The sequence below is a fragment of the Bacillus sp. MT(2024) genome (assembly GCF_036362845.1).
In the GTDB taxonomy this organism is placed as follows: Bacteria; Bacillota; Bacilli; order Bacillales; family Bacillaceae; genus Bacillus; species Bacillus velezensis.
In genome coordinates this window covers 3,506,109-3,523,660 of sequence record NZ_CP143632.1, presented here as the reverse complement: position 1 = coordinate 3,523,660, position 17,552 = coordinate 3,506,109, and the positions used below count along the sequence as shown (strand labels likewise).

14 protein-coding genes are annotated in these 17,552 nt (G+C 43.1%); 10 read left to right on the top strand and 4 right to left on the bottom strand.

Translation table 11 applies throughout. The features are described 5' to 3' along the window. Nucleotides 1-49 precede the first annotated feature (49 nt). Both VP472_RS17465 and VP472_RS17460 read right to left on the bottom strand, forming a co-directional pair. The gene (locus VP472_RS17465; protein WP_146275650.1) at nucleotides 50-1,216 is read right to left on the bottom strand and encodes a CDP-glycerol glycerophosphotransferase family protein; all 1,167 of its coding nucleotides are present in this window, start codon (nucleotides 1,214-1,216) and stop codon (nucleotides 50-52) included. Nucleotides 1,217-1,248: 32 nt separating this feature from the next. Then, nucleotides 1,249-2,019: a WecB/TagA/CpsF family glycosyltransferase gene (locus VP472_RS17460; RefSeq protein WP_146275648.1), complete on the bottom strand. Its 771-nt coding sequence runs from the start codon at nucleotides 2,017-2,019 to the stop codon at nucleotides 1,249-1,251. Between the two features lie 355 nt (nucleotides 2,020-2,374). On the opposite strand from VP472_RS17460, the gene tagD reads away from it, so the two are divergent. The 5 genes from tagD (at nucleotide 2,375) to tagH (ending at nucleotide 9,242) form a co-directional block, all read left to right on the top strand. Then, nucleotides 2,375-2,764: a glycerol-3-phosphate cytidylyltransferase gene (tagD, locus tag VP472_RS17455; RefSeq protein WP_003151361.1), complete on the top strand. Its 390-nt coding sequence runs from the start codon at nucleotides 2,375-2,377 to the stop codon at nucleotides 2,762-2,764. Nucleotides 2,765-2,901: 137 nt separating this feature from the next. Next, on the top strand, nucleotides 2,902-4,440 hold the full coding sequence (locus tag VP472_RS17450) for a glycosyltransferase family 2 protein (protein WP_014305939.1): 1,539 nt from the start codon (nucleotides 2,902-2,904) through the stop codon (nucleotides 4,438-4,440). 49 nt (nucleotides 4,441-4,489) lie between these two features. Next, the gene (locus VP472_RS17445; RefSeq protein ID WP_025853547.1) at nucleotides 4,490-6,664 is read left to right on the top strand and encodes a CDP-glycerol glycerophosphotransferase family protein; all 2,175 of its coding nucleotides are present in this window, start codon (nucleotides 4,490-4,492) and stop codon (nucleotides 6,662-6,664) included. Between the two features lie 185 nt (nucleotides 6,665-6,849). After that, on the top strand, nucleotides 6,850-7,677 hold the full coding sequence (locus VP472_RS17440; protein WP_003151365.1) for an ABC transporter permease: 828 nt from the start codon (nucleotides 6,850-6,852) through the stop codon (nucleotides 7,675-7,677). Nucleotides 7,678-7,697: 20 nt separating this feature from the next. Next, a complete protein-coding gene (tagH, locus tag VP472_RS17435) occupies nucleotides 7,698-9,242 on the top strand; it encodes a teichoic acids export ABC transporter ATP-binding subunit TagH (protein WP_146275646.1) in 1,545 nt (514 codons plus the stop codon). Between the two features lie 39 nt (nucleotides 9,243-9,281). On the opposite strand, the gene galU is transcribed toward tagH, so the two are convergent. After that, nucleotides 9,282-10,166 carry a UTP--glucose-1-phosphate uridylyltransferase GalU gene (galU, locus tag VP472_RS17430; protein ID WP_003151367.1) on the bottom strand — a complete coding sequence of 295 codons (885 nt, stop codon included), beginning with the start codon at nucleotides 10,164-10,166 and terminating at the stop codon, nucleotides 9,282-9,284. Nucleotides 10,167-10,394: 228 nt separating this feature from the next. Here galU and wecB point away from each other — a divergent pair, with 228 nt between their 5' ends. After that, complete coding sequence (gene wecB / locus VP472_RS17425; RefSeq protein WP_003151368.1) at nucleotides 10,395-11,534, top strand: non-hydrolyzing UDP-N-acetylglucosamine 2-epimerase; 1,140 nt, start codon at nucleotides 10,395-10,397, stop codon at nucleotides 11,532-11,534. Between the two features lie 33 nt (nucleotides 11,535-11,567). On the opposite strand, the gene tagU is transcribed toward wecB, so the two are convergent. Next, the gene (gene tagU / locus VP472_RS17420; protein ID WP_071392375.1) at nucleotides 11,568-12,485 is read right to left on the bottom strand and encodes a polyisoprenyl-teichoic acid--peptidoglycan teichoic acid transferase TagU; all 918 of its coding nucleotides are present in this window, start codon (nucleotides 12,483-12,485) and stop codon (nucleotides 11,568-11,570) included. Between the two features lie 181 nt (nucleotides 12,486-12,666). On the opposite strand from tagU, the gene VP472_RS17415 reads away from it, so the two are divergent. The 4 genes from VP472_RS17415 (at nucleotide 12,667) to VP472_RS17400 (ending at nucleotide 17,527) form a co-directional block, all read left to right on the top strand. After that, nucleotides 12,667-12,984: a hypothetical protein gene (locus VP472_RS17415; RefSeq protein ID WP_003151370.1), complete on the top strand. Its 318-nt coding sequence runs from the start codon at nucleotides 12,667-12,669 to the stop codon at nucleotides 12,982-12,984. A gap of 32 nt (nucleotides 12,985-13,016) precedes the next feature. Further along, on the top strand, nucleotides 13,017-15,137 hold the full coding sequence (locus tag VP472_RS17410) for a SpoIID/LytB domain-containing protein (protein ID WP_146275644.1): 2,121 nt from the start codon (nucleotides 13,017-13,019) through the stop codon (nucleotides 15,135-15,137). 21 nt (nucleotides 15,138-15,158) lie between these two features. Further along, nucleotides 15,159-16,649, top strand: a complete 1,491-nt coding sequence (locus tag VP472_RS17405) for an N-acetylmuramoyl-L-alanine amidase (RefSeq protein ID WP_070082466.1) — start codon at nucleotides 15,159-15,161, stop codon at nucleotides 16,647-16,649. A 218-nt stretch (nucleotides 16,650-16,867) separates the two neighbouring features. Beyond that, nucleotides 16,868-17,527 (top strand): exopolysaccharide biosynthesis polyprenyl glycosylphosphotransferase, encoded by a 660-nt coding sequence (locus VP472_RS17400; RefSeq protein WP_003151373.1) that lies wholly within the window; start codon nucleotides 16,868-16,870, stop codon nucleotides 17,525-17,527. Nucleotides 17,528-17,552: the final 25 nt, after the last annotated feature.

The following is a 17,552-nucleotide window of genomic DNA, read 5'->3' as shown; positions in this document are numbered from 1 at the left end:
AAGTGTATGCTTCAGCCCTTTCTTCATGCAAAAAACACCCGCCTCAGATTCAGACAGGTGCTTCAGCACAATTTTTCATTTTTGTTTCCGCAAATTTCAATAACGCTTCACTCGAATTCCCATCTGAATACATATTCCATTTGTCCGAGAACCGCTTCATTTCTTCTGCATCAAATGGCTTTTTCGTCATTTCCTCCAGAAGAGCTTCGCTGTCATGACAAGCCTTTCCGGGAATGACGGAAGTATAATTGTCGATTAAACCGCGTTTTCGATCATATTCCTCCAGATCATACGTGAAAAAGAAAATCGGTTTATTTAAGAGCGCGAATTCAAAAGGCACGGAAGAGTAATCCGTAATTAAAATATCAGCCGCTTTCAAGAGATCATGAAGACGCATGTCAGACACGTTCTTGATCAATTGGCTTTCAAACGAAGCCGAAATATGATGCAAAACGGCAGGATGAAGCTTTACAAGCAGCATATACTCTCCGTTTAACGCGTTTGTGAGCTGTTCTTCGGTGAATGGCAGCCGAAAGGACTGCATATCATAATCCCTGAATGTCGGTGCGTACAGGATGATTTTTTTCGGCCATTTGTGCTTCAGTTCGGTCTTGTGTTCTTCATAATACACGTCAGTCAGGGGGACACCCGTTTTTAACAGTTGGCCGTCCCGTATGCCGAACGACTTTTTAAAAACGTCAGCCATCGCGTCTGAACCGACGGTGACAAAGTCAAACGAGCGGTACACTTTTTTAAAACGGCTGATGTCTGATGCCGGACGGTTTTGATTCGTCACATCCTCAAGGCCGAACTTTTTCAAAGAGCCGTTCGCATGCCACACCTGAATGCATGTCGTTTGCGGCCGGCGGTTTAAGACGCTTGTCATGAGGAAATAGTTATCCGTTATCACCGCTTTGCTCTTAAAAAGGATCAAAACTGCCTTCAAAAGATGCAGCGGATGTTTTTCGTTCAGATAAAAAGAGCCGAGACCTTCCAGCTCTTTTTTCAGACTGACGGCGTGTCTCGTATACAAAACCGTCATTTCATAAGAAAGCGATTCAGCGTGCGCTTTGTAAGAGCGGATGAGAGCCTGTGCATTCTCTTCAAAAGATACCAGCAGGGTCAGATGGTTCTTGGGCTTTACAGGCTTGAACAAAACGCCGAGAACAGACAGATATATAGAATAAAAAGCGGCGAATAAAGATCGCAAGTTCATAGATTACCAATCTCTTTTGCTGTTTTATTTGTTTAAAGCTGTTTCGTTTGATCTTCTGCCTGCTTGGAATACAGGCTTTTATTTGATTTATTATTTCTCAAAACGGTAAAAGCATACTTCGGAATGTTCAGCATCCTTTTCCATCTCCACGGATTCGTCACCAGTCTGTACAGCCATTCCAGATTCGTTTTGATCATCCATTCAGGGGCGCGTTTCACCGTTCCGCTGAACACATCAAAGCTTCCGCCCAAACCGATCGATACAGCCTGAGGGAAAAGATGTTTGTATTCATAAATAAATTGTTCCTGATGGGGATATCCTAAGGCGACAAACACGAGATCGGGTTTCGCCCGGGAAATCTGTTTGGCGACGAAGCGTTTATCCGCTTCATAACCGTTGCTGGCTCCGACAACCTCAATATTCGGATACTCTTTGCCGATCCGGTCCAAAACGGCGTCAAGCACGTCTTGCTTAGCTCCGTATAAAAATATTTTTTTAGACTGCCGGTTTGCGAGACCGAGCAGCGACAGAAACACATCGAATCCCGCAATTCTTGATTTCAGCGGGTGCTGCGTCAAACGTGACATTAACACGACGCCGATACCATCCGGCAGGACGAAATCCGCGGAAGAAATGACTTGATGATAACCTTTGTCTTTCGCCGCAGCATATCCGATCTCAGGGTTGACCGTCGCAATGACGGCTCCTTGCTTTTGTGCGATATAATAAGTGTCTAAATATGAAATAAACTCCTGTAAATTTCCATTAACATAAGAAAGGTTGTGCACCATTTCAGTCTGCATCTGCCGTCCTCCTTTTTGTACGGGATTTTCTTTCATTTTTTCGTGACTTAGGCTAAGCTTTATTTTAACATAATACCTTCAGATAAACTTAACAATAGTTTTACAAAAATATAAATAAGATAACAATTTCTTTAATCAACCGCGCAAAAACCCTGCTAAACTCCTATTGTAATAACATTTGTTAATAAGTGGAATTTAACTTCGTTTTACATTGGCTTAACCTTTTCAGGGCTATGTGATATAATGAGGTTCCATGAGTACGAAATTGGCACTTTAGTGATTAAGGATACAGCTGCGCAGCATTTCAGGGCAGTTGCTTGTTATACGTATGATGATAGAAAGGAGCTTTTGTTTCATGAAGAAGGTCATTACTTACGGAACGTTTGATTTACTGCATTGGGGTCATATTAAACTGCTTGAGCGCGCAAAGCAGCTTGGAGATTACCTAGTTGTTGCCATCTCAACAGACGAGTTCAACCTGCAAAAACAAAAAAAGGCCTACCACAGCTATGAACACAGAAAGCTGATTCTGGAAACGATCCGTTATGTCGACGAAGTCATTCCGGAAAACAGCTGGGATCAAAAAGTACGTGACGTAGCGGATCACAACATCGACGTGTTCGTGATGGGAGACGATTGGGAAGGCAAATTCGATTTCCTTAAAGATCAATGCGAAGTCATCTATCTCCCTAGAACCGAAGGCATTTCCACCACACAGATTAAAAAAGAAATTGCCGGGGTGTAATTGAAACATTCGGATATACAGATGATAAAGAAGTACTCCCTCCGGATAGGGAGTACTTCTTGTAATATAAGGTTATTTTCGCTATATTTGTTATGCGCTTTTGAAAAAAAGCTAGACAATAAGAGGAGAATTTAAAGATGAATCTTAGTAACTTTTTTAAGTTGAATAAAAAAGAGTCCAAGCCGTCCATAGAAGAACGCGAATATACCATTTTAAACAAAGAAGCATTGGCGGAAGAGAAGAAGGTAGCGGTAGTCGTTCCTGTTTATAATGCAGAAGAATATGTAAGGAAAACAGTTGATTCTGTGATCCTTCAAAACATCGGCTTTCAGCATATTTCTTTAATTCTGGTCGATGATTGCTCTACCGATGATTCCAGAAACATCCTGACTGAGTACGCCGAATTGTATGAAAATATTACAGTCGTCTTTTTGAAAGACAACACGGGAACTCCGGCTTATCCGAGAAACTTGGGAATTGAGCTGGCAAATGCGAAGTACATTACATTTTTGGATGCGGATGATTGGTTTGCGCCGAACGGAGTTAAAATCTTATTCGACATGCTTGAAAGAGATCATGTAAATTATGCGGTCGGAAAAACGATCGAAATGCAGGTGAACGGTCAAAAAACGATCGGGAAACATGAGTCTTCGCTGAACAGAGCGAAGGTATCGCCTTTTTCAATCCGGCATATTTTCTATCATCTGGGACCGCGGGCAAGAATGATGAACTTACAATTTCTAAAAGATAATGATATCAGATATCCGGAAATGAAATTTGCTGAAGATAAGCAATTTTTTATGGATGTTCTTTTGGCGTGCGGAGATATTTCAACGTCAACCGAACCGGTCTATTATCTGAACAGAATGGACAATAATGAGTCGCTGACAAAGCAGACCAATATAATGGAAAAAACCGACACGAACATAGCCGTAATGAAGTATATTCTGAACAAAAAATTAGATACTGAAAAAGAGAAGATGGCGATGAACCGCCTGATCGAATTCGATTCCATTACGCGGCTTTTCGATCGGATGCACTTCCTGAAAAGCGAAAACAAAGAAGCCTACTACAATAAATTCAATGAAATTCTGAATGTGTTAAAGAAGACGAAATACGATATTTCCGAGACATTTTTTCATCCGATTCATAAAACAGCCTACCGTCTGCTGACTCAAAAACGGTATGATGAGGTCGAAAAGCTGTTCCGCTGGTCCAAAAAAGAGCCCGATAAAAACATTGTGACGAAAGACGGACTGGCTTATTTAGAAAGCCCGCTGACGGATGAAGAAAATAAACTGGTCGAACTTCGCATGCACGGAGAAACGGAAAGCGCGGTGTTCGCCGATCATAAATTCACCGTTACGTTCCGCTTGTTCGGACAGGACAGAAATAATGCCCAATATATTCAGTTTCAGCACAGAGATAACATGAAAGTACACCACCAGTTTCCGGTTCAGTCACTGGGAGACGGGCGGTACGTCCTTGAAATCCCGTTAAGTGACATTGAAAAAGTCGGACTTGGCGGTTATATTATGTATGTCATTTATAACGATTATGAACGTGTCATGTTAAACAGAGAAGACGGTGAAAAGGTGACGGCAGAAGCGAACGGACTGCAATATCAATTCTACCGGACGGTGAAGGAGAACCTTTCACTGAAAGTAACAAAATGATGATTGTGATTGGATATGTTTAATTGAAACAGAGGAGTAGACTTATTTTATGGGTATAGAAAATCCTGTCAGATACAAGTTAAAACATCTTAACATAAAGGAAGAGACATTCAGCATTACGATATCCTGTGAAAATGTCACTGCAGGGGAAGAGCCTTCTCTTCAGATTATAAATCGTAAAACAAAAGCGGAACTTTCCGTCCCTCTGAAACGGTTGGCCGGAGAGGGCGGAGAGTACCATGCTGTCATGAGCACGGATCTGCTTTCTGACCATACGGACGGCAAAGGATGTCTGGATTTCTATGTCTCCTTTATCAATGATGACAGTGATATCAGTAAAAAACGGTTAAAATCCAGCCTTGAACCTATTGAACTGTCTTCTTATAAAGATGAGGCTCATCATATGTACTTTTTCCCTTACACGACGAAGAAAGGGAATTTCTCCTTAAAGCTGCTGCAGAAAAAGTTCGTCACGCGGATTGATGAAATGGAGCTCGAATCTGACGGCAGCTTACATCTGAAAGGTTTTGCATTCCGGCTGAATGCGGCAGAAACCTTAAAGATAAAAGAAAAAAACCTGATTCTGAAAATGAAAAAAGGAAAAGAAGAGGAGCCTCTCATTCTGAAGTATCCGCTTCACGACGTGCCGAGACACGACCTTGATGAATATGTTCAGGACACAACGATGCTTGACACGATAGGCTTTGATACAAAAATTGATTTGAATGCCGTTTATAAAGAATTGAATCAGCAGCTCATCTTTCAATTCCATATTCAATTCATTTTTGAAGATGCCGGGACAGGTGAAGAGATTATCACCAACAGCAAACCGTTAAAGGTTCTGAAATCTGAACATGTAAACCCTAACCAATTCACGGTTCTGAAAACGGAAAAAGGGCCTGCCAGATTTCACGTTTTCACGAAAAAGAAAACGAAAAATCTCCACCTGAGAATGAACGATTACAGCTTCAGCACCCGCGTGGAGTATTTTGTGAAAGGAAAGCTGAAACGAGGCGCTTCCTTTGTACGCAGGAGAAAGAATAAGCTGAAAAAGTTCATTGAGAAAAGAATACAGAACACTTACAAAGCAGGATTCAGATTTGCAGGAAAACTGCCTGTCAAACAGAAACTTGTCATGTTTGAAAGCTTTGCCGGAAAACAGTACAGCTGCAACCCGCGGGCGATTTATGAATACATGAGCAAAGAGATGCCGGAATACCGTCTCTGCTGGAGTGTAAACCCCGCTTACTCACAGACATTTAAAGATAAAGGAATTCCTTATATCGAACGCTTTACGTTCAAATGGCTGTTTGCCATGGCAAGAGCCGAGTACTGGGTTGTCAACAGCCGTATGCCGCTGTGGATTCCGAAACCTGAGCATACGACATATGTCCAGACATGGCACGGCACGCCTTTAAAGCGCCTTGCCGTAGATATGGATGAAGTGCATATGCCCGGAACAAACACTGAAAAATATAAGCGCAACTTTACGACAGAGGCTTCAAAGTGGGATTACCTGATTTCACCGAACGCATATTCAACCGAAATATTCGCCCGGGCGTTTCAGTTTAATAAAACCATGATTGAATCGGGATATCCGCGGAATGACTTCCTTCAAACGGATAACAGCCCTTCTGTCATTAAAGCGCTGAAAGAAAAAATGAATCTTCCGCAAGATAAAAAAGTGATTATCTACGCACCGACATGGCGGGATGACCAATTTTATAAGAAGGGAAAATACAAGTTTGACCTTGATTTAGACCTTCACCAATTGAGAGAAGCGATCGGCGATCGTTATGTCATTATTTTACGGATGCATTATCTCGTGGCGGAAAACTTTGATCTCGGACCGTATGAAGGATTTGCGTATGATTTCTCCAGCTACGAAGATATCCGTGAGCTGTATATGGTCTCTGATTTACTCATAACGGACTATTCCTCTGTCTTTTTTGACTATGCGAATCTGAAAAGACCGATGCTGTTTTATGTGCCTGATATCGAAACGTACCGGGATAAACTCAGAGGGTTTTACTTTGACTTTGAAAAAGAAGCGCCCGGCCCGCTTGTCAAAGAAACAGGTGACGTTATCAAATGGGTCAATGAAACGGAATCAGATGATTATAAGCTTCCGGATTCGTTCGGACCTTTTTACGAGAAGTTCTGTTATTTAGAAACCGGAGAATCGTCTGAAAAAGCCGTAAAAGTGATTTTCGGGGACAAGTAAATAAGTGTAAAAAAGCATAATTTAACCACGTTAATTATGCTTTTTTGCTTAAGTGACGGCATGTTGCGCTCATGGGACTCAGGCTTGTTATGAAGTGAAAAATACATCGTAATCTGTTACAATTATGAGCGGTGCTTTTGTAAGTCAAAGCTATTACCTAAAACTTACGACTAAGGAAGATTAGAATGAATGCATTGGTAAAAATTCTGAAAGAGCAATTCAACTCATTTCCGCTGATTATGCGGCTTGCAGTGTACGAAACGAAATCAAAGTATCAAGTGAACTATTTGGGTATATTGTGGCAGTTTCTCAACCCTATGATTCAAATGCTGGCTTACTGGTTCGTATTTGGTCTCGGGATTCGCGGCGGACATGATATGGTGCTTGGAAATGGAGACAGCGTACCGTTCATCGTCTGGATGCTGGCCGGCTTAATTCCTTGGTTCTTTATCAGTCCGACGATACTGGATGCATCTAACAGCGTTTTTAAACGGATAAATTTAGTGTCGAAAATGAACTTTCCGATCAGTTCACTGCCTTCTGTAGTGATAGCATCGAATTTATTCAGTTACTTTGTGATGATGGCGATTTATATTATTGTGCTGCTGAGCAACGGACTGTTTCCGACGCTTCACTGGCTGCAATATATTTATTACTTGTTTTGCATGATCAGTTTTATGTTTGCTTTCGGCCTGTTTAATTCAACCATCAGCGTATTAATCAGGGACTATCAGTTTTTGCTTCAAGCCGTCACAAGGCTTCTCTTTTTTCTTCTGCCGATTTTCTGGGACATTGCGGAGAAATTTGGAAACAGACCTGAAGTTTTGACCATCTTGAAGTTAAACCCTCTATTCTATATTATCGAGGGCTTCAGAGACAGCTTTATGGAAGGGCAGTGGTTTTTCCATGATGTGAAATACACGCTGTATTTCTGGTTCGTCACACTGCTGCTGTTAACAGTCGGTTCACTTCTTCATATGAAATTCAGAGATAAGTTTGTTGACTTTCTTTAATATAGTAAGGAGATTATACGATGAAACTAAAAGTTTCGTTCAGAAATGTTTCAAAACAGTATTTTCTATATAAAAAACAGTCTGACAAAATTAAAGGATTGTTTTTCCCAAACAGAAATCAAAAAGGTTTTTTCGCTGTCCGAAATGTTTCTTTTGACGTCTATGAAGGGGAAACGATCGGATTCGTAGGTATCAACGGCTCGGGAAAATCAACGATGTCCAATCTGCTTGCAAAGATCATTCCGCCGACAAGCGGTGAGATTGATATGAACGGGCAGCCGTCTTTAATCGCGATTTCTGCCGGATTAAACAATCAATTAAGCGGCAAGGACAACATCCGTTTAAAATGCTTGATGATGGGTCTCAACAATCGGCAGATAGACGAGCTTTATGAAAAAATCGTTGAATTCGCGGATATCGGCGACTTTATAGATCAGCCTGTTAAAAGCTATTCAAGCGGTATGAAATCCCGTCTCGGTTTTGCCATATCGGCGCATATGGACCCTGACATCCTTATTATTGATGAGGCGCTCTCAGTAGGGGACCAGACTTTCTATCAGAAATGTGTGGACCGCATTACGGAATTTAAAGAACGCGGCAAAACGATCTTTTTCGTCAGTCATTCCATCGGACAGATTGAGAAAATGTGTGATCGGGTGGCTTGGATGCATTACGGTGAAATGCGTATGTTCGACGAAACGAAAGCCGTTGTAAAAGAATATAAAGCTTTTGTGGATTGGTTCAACAAGCTTTCAAAGAAAGAAAAAAAGAAATATCAAAACGAGCAGATTGAAGGCAGAACGCGTGCAGCCGAGGAACAGAAAATCACTCAGGCGCAGCAAAAGAAAGCGAAGCCTAAATTCATTGCCAATACGATACAGATTACGCTGCTTGCATTGCTGGCTGTCGGCGCAGGCGCTTCGATGTTTTCAGACAAGCCTCTGCGTGCGATCACATCTTTCGGTGACGTCAAACAGAGCGATGCCGGCCTTTATGAGTCTGTGAATAAACCTGCTTGGGTAAAAGCTGAAAAGGCGGACCTTTACACTGAAAAAGATATAAAAGGAAAAGCCTCCGCAAGTGTAAGTTTCGGCACGAAGGTGCAGATAGAAGCCGAGAATAACCAGGCGGCTAAAGTGAAATTAAACGATAAAGAGTACTTTATGAAAAAGACTGATCTGTATAAAGTGAACGCTTTAAAAAAGACGGATGTTCAGCTTAATGATTTCAGCGGCAGTTTATCAAGCCAAACAGCAGAAGAGTTTCTCTCATATCTCAATAAAAGCCGGGACGATGTGCAGCGTAAATTGAAAAATCCAGCTGCGGGACAAACGGCTGACGGACGGAACGTATTAAAAGCATCCGATGCAAAAACGGATGTAGTGATTGACAATGATACAGTCTCCGAAGTGGTTTTTCATTTATCGCGTCCTGCAGACATCTCAGCTTTAAGTGAAAAAGGCGGCAGCAAAATCAATCAGAATTTGCTCATGCTTAAAAATCAGGAATATACTTTTTCTGTGAACAATGCTGATAAAACACTGACGGTAACGTCTAAAAAGTAAAGATCACATAAAAAAAGCTGCCGGATTCGGCAGCTTTTTCTATTCGTCAGCTTCTTCTTTTTCAAGAAGATCCTTCATGAACGGAATTAATTTATGGCGGATATCCTGATCCTGTAAGGCAAATTCAAGCGTCGTCTCGATAAATCCTAGTTTTTCACCGACATCGTAACGTTTTCCTTCGAAATCATAAGCGAAGACACGCTGAATGTCATTGAGCTTTTGGATGGCGTCCGTTAATTGAATTTCTCCTCCTGCACCGACTTCCTGCTGTTCAAGGTACATGAAAATTTCAGGAGTGAAAACGTATCTTCCTAAAATAGCCAAGTTGGAAGGAGCTGTGCCCGGTTCAGGCTTCTCTACAAAATTTTTGACCTGGTAACGGCGGCCTTCATTTGTTAACGGATCGATAATCCCGTAGCGGTGTGTGTCGCTTTCAGGAACTTGCTGAACACCGATGATGGAAGACAATGTTTTTTCGTATTCATCCATCAGCTGACGAAGTCCCGGTTTTTCAGCCTGAACAATATCATCGCCGAGAAGAACGGCGAAAGGTTCATCGCCGATGAAGTTGCGTGCGCACCAAACGGCATGACCGAGTCCTTTTGGCTCTTTTTGGCGAATATAGTGGATATCCGCAATATTTGACGATTTTTTCACTTTTTGAAGCAGTTCGATTTTCCCTTTTTCTTCTAAATTGCGTTCCAGTTCAGGGGCATTGTCGAAATGGTCTTCTATTGCTCTTTTTCCTTTTCCGGTTACGATAATAATATCTTCGATTCCGGATTCGACAGCTTCTTCGATAATATACTGAATTGTCGGCTTATCAACGATTGGAAGCATTTCTTTAGGCATTGCTTTTGTGGCCGGCAAAAAACGAGTGCCTAAACCTGCTGCCGGAATAATGGCTTTGCGTACTTTCTTCACTGAATAACACCATCCTTGTTTCTGCAAAATCTTTTTTTCAGAACTATAACCTAGTCTTTTTCCACTTTACCACAATTGATTAAAATTCACACCTTTTAATCCGCTTTCAAAGAGTCTTATAAGGGTTTTTGCTTTGTTTGCCATTAAGCTTTACAATATCTAAGAAACGGCATAAATATGTTAACATGAAGGGATATCCGACATATAAAACGAGGTGCAGACAAACCATTGAAAAAACTAAAAGTAATGACCGTATTCGGTACAAGACCTGAAGCAATTAAAATGGCTCCGCTCGTATTAGAGCTTGAAAAATATCAGGAAATTGATTCGCTGGTGACTGTAACCGCACAGCACAGACAGATGCTGGATCAAGTGCTTGAAGCATTCAGCATTACGCCTGATTTTGATTTGAATATTATGAAAGAGCGTCAAACGCTTTCAGAAATTACATCTCATGCTTTGCTGAAACTGGACAAGCTGTTTCAAGAAGTAAAACCAGATATCGTTTTGGTCCACGGAGATACGACGACAACGTTCGCCGGAAGCCTTGCCGCCTTTTATCATCAAATCGCCGTCGGCCATGTGGAAGCCGGTCTGCGTACGCAAAATAAATACTCTCCTTTCCCTGAAGAAATCAACCGGCAGATGACGGGCGTGATCGCTGATGTAAATTTTGCGCCGACAAGCCAGGCTGAACAGAATCTGCTTGCTGAAAATAAAAAGCCGGATTCTATATTTATCACGGGAAATACGGCGATAGACGCGCTTCAAACGACAGTGCGGGAAGACTATTCTCATCCGATTTTTGACAAGCTGGAAGGAAGCAGGATGATTCTTTTGACAGCGCACAGACGTGAAAATTTAGGCAGGCCGATGGAACAGATGTTTAAGGCCGTCAGAAGAATCGTTGAAGAGTTTGAGGACGTACAAGTCGTTTATCCCGTTCATTTGAATCCCGCAGTTCGTGAGGCCGCAGAAGCCCATTTTGCTGATTCGGACAGGGTGCATTTAATAGAACCTCTGGAGGTCGTGGATTTCCATAACTTCGCTGCGAAAGCAAATTTCATTTTGACCGACTCAGGCGGGGTTCAGGAGGAAGCGCCTTCTCTCGGAAAGCCGGTCTTGGTGCTTCGGGACACAACCGAGCGCCCCGAAGGAGTGAAAGCCGGGACATTGAAGCTGGCGGGTACAGATGAAGAAACGGTGTATCAGCTGACAAAACAGCTCTTAACCGATCAGGCCGAGTATGAACGGATGTCAAAGGCGTCAAACCCTTATGGTGACGGATCGGCCTCAAAACGGATTGCGGAAGAACTGCTTTATCGGTACGGCTATAGAAAAACCCGTCCGCAGCCTTTTACAGAATAAAAAAAACTCTGCATCATATGCAGAGTTTTTTTATTATTTCAGGCTTTCTTTTAATTCTTTTTTGACTGAAGCGAGGCTTGCTTCATCTAATTTGTAATAATAGATATTGTTGATTCTCGTCCCCGTTCCCTTCAGTTCATGCTGAGTGACTTTGCTGCGGGCGTTTTTATAGTCAGTCATAACCGTCCACATATCATCGAATGACATGTTTGTTTTCATATTGTTTTCAATGACCTTAAACATATCTCCGAATTTCGTGACAGACGAGATGTTTGCCCCCTTAGAAATAATCCCTTCAATCACTTGGCGCTGCCGCTGCTGTCTGCCGAAATCCCCCCGGGGGTCTTCTTTTCTCATGCGGGTGTAGGCAAGTGCTTCTTCGCCGTTCAGGCTGATGTTTCCCTTTCCGAAAGAATGCCCGTCGTAGCTGAAGGCGAACGTGCTGTTCACCGTAATTCCGCCGAGTGTATCCACGGTATCTTTAAAGCTCTCCATGTTTACCTTCACAAAGTAATCTACCGGCACGTCAAGCAGATCCTCGACGGTATCCGCGGCCATCTGCGTCCCGCCGAAGGCATAGGAGTGGTTGATTTTATCCATCGTACCTTTGCCGGAGATTTTCGTATACGTATCGCGTGGGATGCTGACCATTTCCGTTGTATTCGTTTTAGGATTGACGGTCATATAAATCATCGTATCCGCGCGTCCTTTGTCATTTTTCCGCTCATCGACGCCCATGATTAAAACAGAAATCGGATCCTTCTTTCCGAGATCTATATCCGTGTCACGTTTGTCCGATTTTTTTAAGTCTTCCTGAATGCTTGCCACCGTTGAAGCCGCTTTGTGCCACAAGTAGTAGACGTAGCCTCCTGATGATAAAACTAACAGCCCGATGATTGTTACGATTGTCAGAAGAACCTTTTTCTTCTTTCTTTTTCGTTCAGCTCTCATTTGTCATCACCTTTTCTATTAACTTTCATGATGCAATTTACTAATCTTTATAAACCCAGTCATATTTTTACTTATAACCATGTAATAGACGAAATTCTTAAAAAAAAGGTTACAAAAAGACCTTAAAATTACCTTAAAAAAAAGTTAGTATAAGACGATACATAAAGATGAGGTGAAAAAAATGAAAAAAACTATTGCAGCTTCGTTCTTAATACTGCTTTTTTCTGTTGTATTGGCAGCGTGCGGAACGGCGGAACAATCAAAGAAGGGAAGCGGTTCTTCGGAGAACCAGGCTCAAAAAGAAACAGCATATTATGTCGGTATGGCGGATACGCACACAATTGAAGTAAAAGTGGATGATCAGCCCGTCAGCTTTGAATTTTCTGATGACTTCTCTGATGTTCTGAATAAATTCAGCGAAAATGACAAAGTCAGCATTACTTATTTCACAAATGATAAAGGCCAAAAAGAGATCAAGGAAATCGAGAAAGCAAAATAATACACCATGATCAGCAAAAGGCGGGATAAAAATTGAAGAAAACAATATGGGCTGTCTGTTTTTCTATGATATTCAGCCTGGCTTTATTACCGGAAAGCACTTTTGCGGCCAGTTCTGATATCTCAGTAAAACTGACGAATTATATTGGTAATAAATCGACTCTGAATATCGAACCTTCAGGAACTTATAAACTGACGGGAAGCGATGTGTCCTCCGTTGTCAGATTGGGAGGCGCGTCCAAATATGATACGGCTAACGCCGCGACATCTAAGTATTGGAAAAACCCGTCCAACGTAGTCGTCGTGAATACGGACGCTTATTTTGCGGACACGCTTTCCGTCATTCCTTTAGCGAATAAACTGAAAGCGCCTGTTCTGCTGACTGAAGCGAAAAAACTGAGCAGCAGCACAGAAGCGCAAATCAAGAAATTCAATCCGGATAATATTTTAATCATCGGCGGGACGAACAGTATTTCGTCAGCCGCGGAAAAGACATTGAAGAAATACGGCCGTACGAAACGGATCAGCGGAAAAAACAGATATGATCTGTCCAAAAATATTGCGGCCGAAATGGGCAGCTATGACCAGGCGGTCGTAGTAACGGGGGATGTATATACGGATGCGCTGGCAATCGCGCCATATGCCGCGCAAAACGGCTATCCGATTCTTCTGACGAAAAAAGACTCCCTTCCGAGCTACAATCTGCCTAAAAAAGTGATCATCATGGGAGGCACTTCAAGCGTCAGCAAAGATGTGGAGAATCAAATTAAAAAGAAGGCCTCGGTCACCAAACGAATTACCGGATCAAACAGATATCAAATATCAGCAAACGCAGTCACTTCGCTTGGCATGGATGCAAGCAAAACGGTGGCTGCCAACGGGACTAAATTAGCGGACATCGTTGTCGGATCAAATATTGCCGCCGCAAATCACATGCCGCTTGTATACATCAAAAAAAGCGAAACACCCGCCGACGAGGCCAGCCTTTTTAAAACGAAAGGCACCTATTCTTATACATTAATAGGCAGCGCGAATTCAATTGCCGATTCAGTTAAGGCTGCTTACGCAAAAGAGTTTTATCTCGTAAACGGAAAGACGTACCGTATTGAAACGTCCGGCGGCAAATTAGGCGTTGCAGGCATTAACAGCGGAAAAACGTCTTTCAAGGCGGTTCCTGAAAAATATTCAACAGCAAACACAATCAGCATTGACGGGAAGCCATATCTGGGGAATATGAGTTTCACTGCGGAATCCGGCAAATATGTAAGACCTGTTAATGAAAACATCCCTTTTGAGGATTATCTGAAAGGTGTCCTGCCGAATGAAATGCCGGGAAGCTGGCCGACAGAAGCGCTGAAAGCCCAGGCTGTTGCCGCCCGCACCTACTCTATCGGCAAGATGGGACAAACAGTCGCGGATACAACGGCCTTTCAGGTTTACGGGGGATACAGCTGGTATCCAAACGCCACCGCAGCCGTTAACGGAACAAAAGGGAAAGTGCTCACTTATTCCGGCAGATTGATAGATGCCACTTACTCATCAAGCAATGGCGGTTACATGGAAGCCGGCGATGAAGTGTGGGGATCGAAAGTGCCGTATTTAGTAGCCAAAAAGGACACAAAAGATCCGGAAATCAGCTGGTCTTTAACATTGCAGAAGCAGCAGCTGCCAGCGGGTCTGGATATGAAAAATCCCGCATCCTGGTGGTCTAAAACAAACGAAGCAAATGCTGCGCAGCTCAGCGGAATAAAAAATTGGCTGATGAAAAATAAAGAAACCAATGCAAGTTCCATAAAAATTGCAAGCATCTCTGATCTCTCGCTCACCGGAAAAACAAAAGGCCAGCGCGCGGAAGACGCCGCGGTGAAGGTCACGTACCATGTGAATGACAAGTCGAAGGGCTATGTCATGAACAAGACTGCATCTGTTGAGGTGAAAGCGTCTGAACTCAGGACGATGATCGGAGCTTCATCTTTTAAAAGCACATACGCCAGTGCGTCCGGTAATTCTTCGCAAATCACGATATCAGGAAAGGGATACGGTCACGGCGTAGGAATGAGTCAATACGGAGCAAAAGAAAGAGCGGAGGCCGGAGAGCCGTATACTTCTATTCTTGCGTTCTATTATCCTAATACAGCACTTACAAACTACTAAACTTCTGTGGAGGAGATCGGATTGAAATTCATCATAAAATGTCTCCCCGTCTTTATTCTCGGGGTCATTCTATTTGTCCCTTCCGCTTTGGCTGACAACACGGTTAAAAGAATCGGCGGAAGCACCCGGTATGATACGGCTGTACTGGCGGCAAAACAATCATGGGGTGAAGCGAAAACGGTAATTATCACCGGCGGAACTTCATATGCCGATGCAATTGCCGCTGCGCCGCTTGCATATCAAAAAAATGCGCCGCTGCTGTTTACAAATAAAGATCAGCTGTCTGCCGGCACAAAAAAGGGATTAATTGATTTAAAAACGAAAAATGTGATTATCGTAGGCGGCACACCTGCCGTTTCTAAAAATACCGCAAATCAAATTGCTAAATTAGGCATCAGTGTCAAACGATTATCAGGGAGTACGAGATATGCCACAGCCGCAAAAGTGGCGGGTGAAATGACAAGATCTTCTACAGCCCTTGTGGTCAACGGGTTTGTTGATGCAGATGGAATGGCTGCGATTTCTTATGCGTCCGCTAAAAAATATCCGATTTTATTCACTAATGATTCAACGTTAAATGGTTCTACGTCCAATGCGATCAAAAGCTTAGGGATTAAAAACACGATTGTCATCGGCGGGACAAGCAGCATCAGCAGCTCACTTTATAATAAGCTGCCGAACCCTTCAAGAATCAGCGGCAAAAACCGCTATAACCTGTCTGTGAATCTTGCAAAAAAGACAGGCTTAAGCACAGGCTATACGTTTGTTACCAATGGCTTTAAAGAGGCGGATACCATCGTCGGAGGCGTGCTGAGCGCCAAACAGGGAAGAGTTCACCTGCTGACGAATGGAGACAGTCTGTCAAAAGACGTCCGGACGTATATCGGAAGTAAAAACATCACCAGCTTCACCGTCATAGGAAGTGCTTCATCTTTAAGCAACAATGCCGCGTCGCAGCTTAAAAATCCCGTTGTCGGCAAAACGGTCTTTATTGATCCGGGGCACGGCTATCAGGATTCAGGTGCAACCGGAAACGGCTTGCTTGAGAAAAATGTAAACCTTGATATCGCTACGCGTCTTAACAATCAATTATACGGCGCGGGCGCGCTTACTGTAATGTCGAGAAAGGGCGACACCTTTGATTCGCTTGAGGAGAGAGTGAACAAAGGGGCGAAGGCGAACGCCGATATTTTCATCAGCGTCCATGCAAATGCGAATGATAACAGCAGTGCAAACGGTACGGAGACGTATTATGATAAAACCTACCAATCGGCAAACAGTCTGAGGCTTGCCCAAAATATTCAGCCGAGAATGGTTTCTGCTCTCGGCACGCGTGACCGCGGTGTGAAAACCGCCGGATTTTACGTCATTAAGTATTCTAAAATGCCGAGTGTCTTGTTAGAAACCGGTTTTGTCACAAGCCCGATTGATGCCAATATTTTAAAACAATCAACGAAAAAGGACAGACTCGCGGCGGGGATCACCCAAGGCGTTTCCTCCTATTTCAGATAATTTTTTTCATGGAAACAGACCGGTTCATACCGGTCTGTTTTTTTATTTTTTCATTATGCTTTGTCTCAAATATGGATATGAATAGATTTACAATAAAAAAACAATAATCGAAACATTCTAATAAACATTAACGTTTCCTTTACTTCCAATTAACATCCATCTGCTAAACTCACGGCATAGGTCATCAAACATCCCAACAAATCGTGAGGTGTGTGTCAGTGGGAGCAGAGAAAAGCATGAATGTAAATAATAACTATGCAGTGCGGCAGGGGACTTCCGCTGCCGTTACGGAAAGAACGGCCCGTTATTTGGCTTTTAAGCGATTCATGGACATTGTGTTTGCGCTTGCGGGGCTTTTGGCGGCGCTCCCGGTGATGGGCCTGTTCTCCATACTGATTCGTTTGGAGTCGCCCGGCCCGGCTTTTTACAAGCAGGAGCGGGTAGGCAAAGACGGGAAGCCGTTTTATTTGTATAAGCTCCGCTCTATGAAAATAGATGCTGAAAAATCGGGGGCGGTCTGGGCGCTGAAAAAGGATCCCCGCGTGACAAAGGTCGGCGCTTTTATCAGAAGGACCCGTATTGATGAGCTGCCGCAGCTGGTAAATGTGCTTCGGGGAGAAATGAGCCTGATCGGCCCGCGTCCCGAGCGTCCCGTGTTTACGGAACAGTTTCAGGCTGAGATTCCGGGGTTTACAGAGCGGCTGGCCGTTAAGCCGGGATTAAGCGGCTGGGCGCAGGTCAACGGGGGATATGACATGACACCGAGGGAAAAACTGATGTTTGACTTATATTATATCCGCAACCTGACCTTTTCATTGGAACTGAAGATTATGCTCAAAACGTGCAAAGTGATCTGGACCGGTGACGGGGCGCGATAAAAATTCTGGTCAGCAGACAAAAAAG